Source organism: Collinsella sp. AM29-10AC, from assembly GCF_003469085.1.
In the GTDB taxonomy this organism is placed as follows: Bacteria; Actinomycetota; Coriobacteriia; order Coriobacteriales; family Coriobacteriaceae; genus Collinsella.
The window spans coordinates 1-10,266 of sequence record NZ_QSKB01000042.1 but is presented as its reverse complement, the minus strand read 5'-3'; the positions used below and the strand labels follow the sequence as shown (position 1 = coordinate 10,266).

Here is a 10,266-nt window from a genome sequence, read left to right as displayed (position 1 = left end):
CGCCATTGGTGAGCTTGATTGACCACTTTGTGCCGACATCCATCGCGGCCTTCGCCTTGGCGTAGACAACGGAGGACGTGCCATTCTTTGCGATGTCGGTGGCTGCAGCCTTCTGCTCATCGAGCGTCCAGTCCTTCGCGTCTTTGTTCACGACGGTCTTCATCGCCTCCTGATAGGCCTTTTCCTCCGCGCTCATGAAATTGCCACCGTCGGTACCGGTGTCGACCGTGTTTCCGACCAGGTTGAACTGGTTTCGGATGGCTCCCGCCACGCCGGGTCCGGCGAACACGATCACTAGGCCGATGATCGCGATGATCAGTACGTACTCGATGATAGATTGGCCACGGAGACGGGCACTCCTAGGAGATACCCCTCCCCGTGGCGAAAATGCCGCTGCATGCATACGCGGCTCCCTTCGCTCAGGGTTGGTAGATACAAGCCAAGGGTAGGGGTGTAGCGGGGCTTTGGGGCGGTCTTGCCGCTGCGGCAATGGTGTCTTCGCACGTACTGGACCGCACGCCTACCGAGGTACGTAGCTATCCGCCTATGCGGCTACATAGGTAGTCGAAACGGAAAATCTGGAAGTATCACGGTGCGCCTGCGCGGGGCGCTATCTAGGGTCTCCCCTATCGTGCAAGCATACCCCTAGACGCAACGTAGGTATCGGCAGTGTTTTTCGGGATGTCCTGCGGTGTGTATCCCCTGCCAGACGAAACGCTATACCACTTACCGTCGGCACCGGGGATGGTGTCGGCTGGGGGAGTCGGAAGATATGAGTTAGTACCTTCACCATTATCACAGATGACCCATTTCCAATTTAGACCAAGGGAAACTTTCGATAGGGATTGGCAATGGCCGAACATCTTGTTGGCATTGACCGTCGAAGCGAGATCGAAGCCCGAAAGGTCGAGGGATTGCAGGGATAAGCAGTCGAAAAACATCCCGAACAGCCCTGCTTTATCAGGGTGCGCAGACCAACCTCGAATATCAAGGTTCTTAAGCGAATGGCACTCTTGGAACATGCAGTTGAAGTTGTATGTACTTGAGACATCCCATGAGGAAAGATCGAGTGACTGCAACTGTGTTGCCATGAAGAAAGTATCGGCCATCTGGGTGCATTTGGATGTATCAAGCCGTGCGACATCAACGGACTTGAGCTTAGTCATGTTCGAAAACCAAACGCTTACGCTTTTAGGGGCGATGCGATCATCTACGATCTTGACCGCCTCAATCTGCGATTGATGCGCCGCCCAGGGAGCGGTCGACGAGCCATATCGGTTGGTAGGAGTCTCGACAAGCGTATACGTCCCCGTCTCATACCCCGTGTAAACATCGGTCACCCTGCGGTAGTTGAACATGTCTCCCGCCTTAGGCACGCCGCGGCGCTTGTAGAACATGAGGCTATTGTCATCGGCTGAGTAGACCGCGAACGCAGTACCCTTGTTGGGGTCGGGGATGTCCACCGGCTCGTAGAAGTTCTCGCCCGTGGTGCCCGACCCGATAGCCCCTGCCACGAGGTTGAACTGGTTCCTGATGGCGGATGAGACCCACGGCCCGGCAATCAATATCACCAAAACGATGATCGCGATGATCAGGACGTACTCTACCGTCGACTGCCCCTTCAGGCGGCGGGTAAATCTCGGAGATACCCCCCCCCGAAAGGAATTTCCGCTGCGTTCATGTGCGGCTCCTCTCGGATTGCTTTGAAATCATGGGGAAGCGTAGCCCGCGACGTGCCGCATGGAACCGATGTGCCGCAGCGGCAAGGACAGCAGTTGTGATCTGGGTTTGAGAATGGCTAAAGAAATCAGTGGATGGTTTGGCGTGTTCAAATTGAGGGAAATGGCTAAAAAATCAGCCAGGGAGAAGAAGCTCTTGAAAATCAATCGAATGAACCATGACAGCTGTGTTGGTCGTCAGCAACGATTAGGTAGCGTGTAGGTATTTCTAAAGGGCACGGCTATGCAAAAGTGCGGCAGCACCACCGAGGTGAGCCGCGGTATCAGAGCATCTGGTCACTTGGATACGATCTCGAACGATATCTCGGTAGTCGGGAGGGGTCACGGCTGCTTTCGGGCGGTCGGAGGATGTGGTTACGATCTCAATTGAATCGAGGTTCATGGGGACGGTACCGGCGGTCACTTCGAGGCATCCCTGAGTGTGCTTCGGGCCGAACGACAATTGCCAAGGCTTGACGGCCCTCGATACCGCCAAGACGGGTGCGTGACCATCTGGCTCTGCCGCTCCGTACCAAATGACATCGAGGGGAATCTTCATAAAGAACATGTGGATTGAAGAGCAGTTGCGGAACAATCCGGCATCACCGATTGGCATCTCGGGGCGTCCCATCAATCCCATGAAGCGCTTCCAGAAGGTGTCCATCACCTCGAATTTGTAGGAGCCGATGTTGTTTCCAGTTGCGTCGAACAGGCGAGCCTCGCTATCTGCCATGAAGGTATCCTCTCAAGCCAAAGTCTTTGATGGTTTGAAGATAGGGGTCATGGGGTCTAGCGAGGCTGATTTGCCGCTGCGGCAATTTGGGTGCTAGAAGGGTTGGCTAGAAGCAGAAAGCGGGGAACACGTAGCTGTTGTTCGTCGCACTGCCGTTGCTATAGCGACCGCCGTAATAGACATAGCGAAATCCCGCGCCGCTGCTCGGGTGCACCGAACGAGTCCAGTAATCGAGGCTCAACGAAGCTCCAGAATATTCCAACATCGACACACCCTTGGACTTGTAGTACTCGTACTGGGTACCATCGGAGTCGAGGCCACCGTAGATTTCGGTCATCGAGAGCAGGAAGACCTTGTCGGTCGTGGCCGAAGGCGTGCCGGCGGTACCGCCGCCCTTGTTATCGGTTATCTTCTTGACGGACTTCACCTTAGACTGGAGCTCGCCGGGCAAAAGCGACCAGAGGTCACCGCTGTTGAGACGGCCGCGAAGCTCCGACTTCTCCCAACCGCCGGCGTTGGTCTGGGTGGCGTTCATTCTCTGGGTAGACAAGGCGGTGTTGGTCGCCTTAAACGTCAGGCCCGCCTTGCCAGAGCCATCGGCAAGGTCATCGTGGTTGATGCCGATGATGCGGTAGGCCATCGCCTTGCCATTGGTCAGCTTCACCGACCAGGTCGTTCCCGCGTCCATCGCAGCCTTCGCCTTGGCGTAGACGACCGAGGACGTGCCGTTCCTGGCGATGTCGGTGGCCGCCGCCTTCTGCTCGTCGAGCGTCCAGTCCTTTGCCTCCTTATTCACAACCGTCTTCATGGCTTCGTGATAGGCCTTTTCCTCGGCGCTCAGGAAGCTGTCTCCATCGGTGCCACCGTCAACCGTATTCGTGATCTGGTTGAATTGGTTGCGGATGGCGCTGGAGACCTGCGGTCCCGCAAATACCACCACCAGACCGATGACGGCCGCGATCAAGACATACTCGATAATCGATTGACCTCTGAGGCAGGTCGTCTCAGGAACGACCCCCCCCCGAGGCGAAAATGCCGCTGCATGCATATGCGGCTCCCTTCGCTCAGGGCTAATAGATACGGCGCTATCGTAGGGACGGTGTGGGGGTTTGCGGCGGTCTTGCCGCTGCGGCAAGGACAGCAGTTGTGATCTGGGTTTGAGGATGACTAAAGAAATCAGTCAATGAGAGGATGCTATTGAAAGCACTCCGATCGACCAGGAATGAAGCAATGTCCAGCCGTTAGGGCTGGACAGGTTTGAGTTGTGAAATGTGGGGGCGTATATCCATCAGGAGTCATCATCGGCTTCGCCGATGCATCTGATGGCACTGAAGTCGCCATGGTTTCTGGCGGGTTCGAAGGCGTACCTCTTCCCGCGCCATACGTAGAAGCCGTTCTCGCGAATAGCCTTGAGGTCGGCGGGTTTTATGCAATGGCCGTCGGCTCTTACCTTGAAGGTCGTCCCGCACCCCGAAACCAGCCTCCATGAACCATCTTGTGACCAGTGGTTCGAAGTGCAAGTGAAGGATTTCTTGTTCTTAGTGAGCTTTAGGGCTTGGCCGCATTTGGGACACAAACCATAGATATCGGCGAAGGCCTTTTCCTGTTTGTCGAATGCGTTATCCAGAACCGCAGCCGCCTCGCGCTTCGTTAGGTGCTCGACATCGATCGCCTCGGCATCGTCACCAAGCATGCGCCTAATTTGACCGATTTGGGCGCTGGAGGCGGGCTTGTTGCCCCATTTTTTGACAGATTCAGTGTCCCATAGGGATCTGTCTTGGGAGGGTACGGGATAGTGGTCTAACCAGCGTCGAACTGCGGCCTCGGCTTCAGTCTCATCGTCATATTCACGGACAGTCTTGTTGTTGCCGTTGAAATCGACCATGACGCGGTAGAGGATATCGGGGGCGTGCATGCGAACCGACCAGCCCTTGCCTCGGATGACCTTCGAGCCGTCTGCGCGGCGAATCCAAGCGATATTCTGGCTCGATGATGTGAGGTCGACCTTGCGGGCGGAGAGAACCCAGCCCTCGGGAGTGTCCTCGGATGCCTCGATACGGTCGCGTAGACCCGACAGAGGGCCACGGATGGCCTTTTTCTCGTTCTCATCGAGGTCACTCGGGTCGATGCCGATCAGGCTCGGAGCCGTGCAGATATCGTTCTTATCGGAATCGCCCACGCAGTCTATCAGCAGCAGGTTCTTTTTCCTGTACCCCGTTTCGGGGTCCTCGTAGAGACGCAGGCCGCGCCCGACCATCTGCGTATAGAGAGTTGAGTTTCGCGTCGGCCGGGCTAGTAGAATCGTCTCGATGAGAGGCATGTCAGTGCCTTCGGTGAATACACCGAAATTGATGATGACGGGAATCTTTCGAGCGGTGAAGTCCTCGATAATCTGGCGGCGCTCGTCCATCGGGGTCTTGCCATCGACGACCACCGCGCCCTCGATGAGTTCGGCCAACGCGTAGGCATGTTTGACCGACGAGGCGAAGATGAGAGTCTGGCCGCGATGGAATCGGCGGTATGCCTCGGCGACCTGCGCGTTCGATTTCGGGCGATTCACGGCGTCGTTTAGGGCGTTCAGCTGGAAGTCTCCCGCGACGTGCTTCACGCCAGCGGTGGACCATTCGACCTCGACCTGCATGCAGTCGATATCGCAGAGGTACCCGCGGCGGATACCCCAGAGGAGATCGCGCTGGAAGACAATATCCTCGAAGATATCGTCCAATCCCCTACCGTCGCCTCGATTCGGCGTCGCCGTGAAACCGATGTGGAGACGGGGTTGCAGGTAATCGATTATCTTGCGGTAAGTTGGCGCTGAGGCATGATGCGCCTCGTCGGTCACGATGAGGTCGAAATCGCCCGGCTTGAAGTTCCGCTCAAGGCGGGTGCCGCGCGATAGGGTCTGCACCGAACCGGAGACGACTGGCTCGCCATCCGAATGCCTTTCGGCTTTCTCGATTCCCACGGGGCAATCGAAATACTTGACCGGCTGCGCCACCAGCTCGTCCCTATGAGACAGAATCAGCATTCGGCCGTGCCTGTGGATGTTCGCGAACGTGACGGTCTTGCCCAAGCCGGTTGCCATTTGCACCAGATGGGCGCCGCCGTCAAGGTTGTCGATTATGTCGATACATTCCGCTTGGTAGTCCCTTAATTTCAAACCGCTCGCGGACATGTGGCTCCTATCTCATGGAGGCCTGTGCCGCGGATCCGTGGTATGGGTAATTTGCGTTTATGGATTCGCGGCATATGGCCATGAAGTCCGGCCCCTTGTCCAGGCGACGATCGGTCGCATTGAATTACGGAACCCTACGAGACCCTTTCCCTCTCAGGGTAATCGCTGGCAGGAGACGTAGTCTGCTAAAACCGCCTATATCGACCTCACCTGGGTACTCGGTATCCGAAATGGGTCCCGTCATCCTTTGCGCCTTTCGCCAAGTTTTGAGCACTTGCGGACTCTTTCAGGCCCTTAGTGGCCACGTCCTCCGCGCTCGGCGCTCACCGATGCTGATCAGGCGTCGGATCGCGCGGCAGGCAACCGGATAGGTCAAGAATAGCCAGTCGGGCGATATTTGTTTATCGGGAATGATGGCCGAGCGGCAGGTGGATAGTGAGGAATTGCGCCTGGCGATGTGTCGGACGGGCAGATGGAGACAATTCGGGTTACTAGATGCGCGGGTAGGTGGTTATCGAACAGGAAGATTTTGCGGGGAGTTTGAACGTGTTGTGGAGGCGGTTCGGCTACGGGGAGTGTGGCGCGTAGCTGGGGCGACGGTTGAGTTCGGGGGTTTTGACGGGTCGTGGGTAAACCGCCGCGGCGGTGAGAATTGTGTGGCGGAGCGGCACAGGTAAGGGGGTAACGCGCGGGTAGAGGGGCAGGAATAGACAAAAGGGCGGAAACAGGGCTTTTAGCTTTGCGATATGGGGGATGATAACAAGGTGTTTTGCTGCGGGGCGCCTTTTTGGGCGCCCCGTGTGTTGGGCTGGGTGGTTGGAAGCAAAAGAAAGCCCGCACGGGCTGTGCGGGCTTAACAGATGAATCTAGAGACAGAAAGATGAATTAGAAGCAGAAGGCAGGGCAGATATCTGTATTAGAGCCATTCGAAACGGTCCAATTTGAGCCACCATCGTTGCTTGTGCACCTAAATCCGTAATTACCAACTAGAGAGCGAGTCCAAATGTTTCCGGGAATGTAACGCCAATTTGCACTCGAGCTTGTGCAGCCTTTTACCCTATAAAATTCGTATTGAGTACCATCGCCATCTTTATCACCCCAGAGTTCAGTCGATGAAAGCAAATAGAGTCTATCGTTAGTCGGAGTAACTATTGAGTTTTGATCTTGCCCCTTCGTGTTGTTCGTCAATTTGGTGACGGTTTGCACCTTTGATTGAAAATCATCAGGCATGAGGTTCCAGATCTCGCCGGAGTTCATCTTCTGACGGAGCTCCGACTTCTCCCAGCCGCCGGCAGTTGTTCCCTCAGCGTTCATCTTCTGGCTTCCAAATGTTCTATAGGTGGTAGTTACAAACGTCAACCCCGCCTTGCCTGAACCGTCCGCGAGGTCATCGTGGTCGATACCGATGATGCGGTAGGTCATCGTCTTACCGTTCGTCAGCTTTACCGACCAAGTTGTCCCCGCATCCATGGCGGCCTTGGCCTTGGCATAGACAACCGACGACGTGCCGTTCTTGGCGATGTCGGTGGCCGCCGCCTTCTGCTCGTCGAGCGTCCAGTCCTTGGCTTCCTTGCTCGCAACGGTCTTCATCGCCTCGCGGTAAGCCTTCTCCTCCGCGCTCAAGAAGCTGTCGCCTTCGGTCCCGGAGTCGACCGTGTTGGTGACTTGGTTGAACTGGTTTCGGATGGCTCCGGAGACCTGAGGGCCGGCGAAGATCACTACCAAACCGATGACGGCCGCGATCAGGACGTACTCGATGATTGACTGCCCTCGGAGGCGGGTATTCCTAGGAGATACCCCCCCCCGAAGGTTAATTGCCGCTGCATGCATATGCGACACTCCCTTCGTATGGGGATTGATATTGCATGCGGGAGCGTACGATACGGCGTGGGAGACGCAGCCTGTCTTGCCGCAGCGGCATGGCAATCTTTGCCCTCGCAGCCTCTTCAACTTGGACTTAAAAGCAAAATCAAAATTATTATTGGGATGATGTTGATCTTCTTGTCATGTAAGGGTACAATTTAGACATCTCGAAAGGGATCCAGACTCGGCTGGTAAACCTGACGTTCGGCGCGGTGTACGTGGACGCGCCTGGAGAGCTTGACCTCGAGTACGTTCAAGCCTAGGGGCCTAAGCCCCCGCGCCTAGACTTCGGTTTAGGAGAGCAGACTGGCAGGCAGCAACCGAGAATCAATAAGGGCGCGAAAGCGCCCTTATTTGTTTAGAGAGTAGATGTTGCCGCTGCGGCACCGATAACGACAGTTTCAGCGATTGAGGTAGTTTTCCCAAAAAGGAGGCACCTCATGAGAAGCAACAGCTATGGGCGTCTAGCCGGCAAGGAAGAAGCTGAGGCAATAATTTCACTAGCCCAGCAGTTCGATAAGAATTTGAATGGCAAATCTTTTCTTATTTGCTTCGGTACAAAGACACTTCGTTTTCTCGAAGTGTCATTTTCTGCTGGCAACTTCAGTCATCTCGCGGGCATCGACAAACACAATTGCCGAATCAAACCTCATGAGGTGTATGCCCGAGCGATTGCAGGCAATCTTAAACCCCAAGACCTCGGCTATAGCATCGCGCCTAAGTTTAAGATGAAAACAATCGCAGCCAAATTCCTAAATGAATTCGGTTCCACCGCAACACATGTGAGTGCAGTCAACAAGCGTCGCTCAAAAGTTAACGCTGAGATTTGGATATCCGGATCAAAAGCAGGCTTCGCAATTGGCGCGATTCACATCGGTTCAAAGAAATCGGGGCCGGTAACCTTCGCCCCGACAAGCCTTCAACTCCTGAGCGATATCGAACTCCAAGAAAAGTCGGTTGGCACGGTTGAGCCTATCGCTATCATCCTCTCGCGCAGGAATGACGAAATGTCCTATTCGGTCATTGAATATTTAGACGAAAATCTCACCGAAATCCACTCTTCTTCCCTTGCCTCGATACTGTTGAGCTGCGGAAATGAAGTAGCGCTAAGGAATAAATATCCTGAATTATGCGATCGGCTTTTCGACAAGGATTTCGAATCGCTCTATGACATTTCGGAATACGCCACGGAGTATGCCGAGGAGTGCAATCGAATCAACGCCCGCCGCGCGGAAATCGAAACGAGCCTCTCGAAATAAATACTCTCGAAGGCCGAGTGTCCTGTTGCCCCCTGAGCCTTCCGCCGTTGAGATGGCACCCGTGCATTGGGTCATCCCCTCTCTATGGGAAGTCCGATTAGAGTGACATGAAGTTAGTACATGCAACGGCGGATATATCAGCTAACAGTCAAGCTGTCATCGGTATGGCGCTTAAGCAAGGCGGCTATTTGAACCTGCTCAGGAAACGGCTCAAGGGATTGCGCTGCCACCATCGTTTCTTGTCGGTTTTCCCTTTCGACCAATCAGAGTTAGAACCATCGGATTCATCGGCTGCATTCTCATCTGGTTGAACAGCTTGATCTTCCTGCCCGTCAGCCATATCGTACGATTCCGCATCCGTTTCAATCGTTCCGAAGTAATCGAGCTCCGGTCCCTCGATCTCGGAATCCGCCTCCCTATCGATCTCGTCTACGATATCGCATAGACGAGTCAAATCCTCCCAAGTCAGGCGAGGCTGATTGCCCCAATCCTGCTTCCCGATACCCTTTGCCACGGCAATGTGGGCATGTCTGCCGATATATGAAAACTGAGCCCTTTCACTTTTAGAAAAACCAGATTGGTCTACATAGGGATGGTAATTATCCAGCACCGATACAGCCCTTGCAGCCCAAAGCCATTCGCGGCGCCTATCTCGCTGACATCTCGGGGACAGATCACCGAATACGATCCTCTGGAGCAATGATTCGCAATCCTCCGAGGTCAAATCGATACCGCCAAAATTTATCTCGATAACGTCCAGACCGATCTCGCTAAACTTTACTGCGTCTTCCAGCGACTTTTGGTGCTCCACGCGAATTTCAACCGCAACCCTGCCGAGATCCCCACGGCTATCTTTCAGTGTCAGGACGGCATCTGGGCGCAGGCCGTTTTCCTGAGTCGTCTCAAGCTCAACGGCCTCGATGGTGCTTTTTCTCGCCGAGTACGGCACCCAGATCTCCGGATAGACGCAGCGGTCGTCCTGTTCGAAAGTCTGCCGCCAATCGTGAACCCATCGTCCGGAATCGCTCATCCTCGACGCGTGCGGCGCGGCGTCCGCCAAGGAGACCATCGGGAGGCGGAACTCCCTGCCGACCGAGTCGGCCAGAAGAGACTTAACTGCCCTATGCAGCTGCGACTCGAAACCTCCGCCACACGAGGACAGCGAAGAGTGCCTGAAGCACTTGTAGTACGGGTGAGGCGTATTTGTCGCAGTCCGCACGGCCTGCAGTTTGCCGCCACAGGACGGGCAGCCGAGCCCGCAGCGCTCTCCGTACCTGTCGAGCGGTACCGAGCTCAACCATACAAACCTATCAGTTTGTGGGTCATATCCGAACGGCACGCCCCGTCCCGCGCATTTCGAAGCCATAGGACACCTTTCTGCTCACCTTGTTTAAGTCAACGTACAGGAGGCGCATAGTTCGGATTGGCCGTTGCCGCTACGGCAATCATGTTGGCTTGCCAATAGAAAGGCTCTGTTAGACCAGAATTGACATTTAGCACTTTTTCGAGCCGGGACGA

Annotated in this window: 9 protein-coding genes; 2 read left to right on the top strand and 7 right to left on the bottom strand. The window is 55.2% G+C overall.

Annotated elements, in window-relative coordinates; translation table 11 throughout:
- Positions 1–403, bottom strand: a 403-nt coding sequence (locus DW754_RS10470) for a hypothetical protein (protein WP_147338938.1), incomplete at its 3' end; no start/stop codon positions are given.
- Between the two features lie 223 nt (positions 404–626).
- A complete protein-coding gene (locus tag DW754_RS10465) occupies positions 627–1,514 on the bottom strand; it encodes a BspA family leucine-rich repeat surface protein (protein ID WP_147336404.1) in 888 nt (295 codons plus the stop codon).
- A gap of 226 nt (positions 1,515–1,740) precedes the next feature.
- Between DW754_RS10465 and DW754_RS10910 the strand changes: the two genes are divergently transcribed.
- A complete protein-coding gene (locus tag DW754_RS10910) occupies positions 1,741–1,941 on the top strand; it encodes a hypothetical protein (protein ID WP_147338937.1) in 201 nt (66 codons plus the stop codon).
- Between the two features lie 6 nt (positions 1,942–1,947).
- On the opposite strand, the gene DW754_RS10460 is transcribed toward DW754_RS10910, so the two are convergent.
- The 4 genes from DW754_RS10460 to DW754_RS10445 all read right to left on the bottom strand — a co-directional run bounded on the left by DW754_RS10460 (position 1,948) and on the right by DW754_RS10445 (position 7,456).
- Positions 1,948–2,451: a DUF192 domain-containing protein gene (locus tag DW754_RS10460; protein WP_117759846.1), complete on the bottom strand. Its 504-nt coding sequence runs from the start codon at positions 2,449–2,451 to the stop codon at positions 1,948–1,950.
- Between the two features lie 106 nt (positions 2,452–2,557).
- Entirely contained in the window at positions 2,558–3,499 is a 942-nt protein-coding gene (locus DW754_RS10455) for a DUF6273 domain-containing protein (protein ID WP_147486956.1), read from the bottom strand.
- Between the two features lie 240 nt (positions 3,500–3,739).
- On the bottom strand, positions 3,740–5,626 hold the full coding sequence (locus tag DW754_RS10450; protein ID WP_117759842.1) for a DEAD/DEAH box helicase: 1,887 nt from the start codon (positions 5,624–5,626) through the stop codon (positions 3,740–3,742).
- Between the two features lie 885 nt (positions 5,627–6,511).
- Positions 6,512–7,456: a DUF6273 domain-containing protein gene (locus DW754_RS10445; protein ID WP_117759840.1), complete on the bottom strand. Its 945-nt coding sequence runs from the start codon at positions 7,454–7,456 to the stop codon at positions 6,512–6,514.
- Between the two features lie 473 nt (positions 7,457–7,929).
- Between DW754_RS10445 and DW754_RS10440 the strand changes: the two genes are divergently transcribed.
- Complete coding sequence (locus DW754_RS10440) at positions 7,930–8,748, top strand: PBECR4 domain-containing protein (protein WP_117759838.1); 819 nt, start codon at positions 7,930–7,932, stop codon at positions 8,746–8,748.
- Between the two features lie 184 nt (positions 8,749–8,932).
- On the opposite strand, the gene DW754_RS10435 is transcribed toward DW754_RS10440, so the two are convergent.
- The gene (locus tag DW754_RS10435; protein WP_147336403.1) at positions 8,933–9,778 is read right to left on the bottom strand and encodes a hypothetical protein; all 846 of its coding nucleotides are present in this window, start codon (positions 9,776–9,778) and stop codon (positions 8,933–8,935) included.
- Positions 9,779–10,266: the final 488 nt, after the last annotated feature.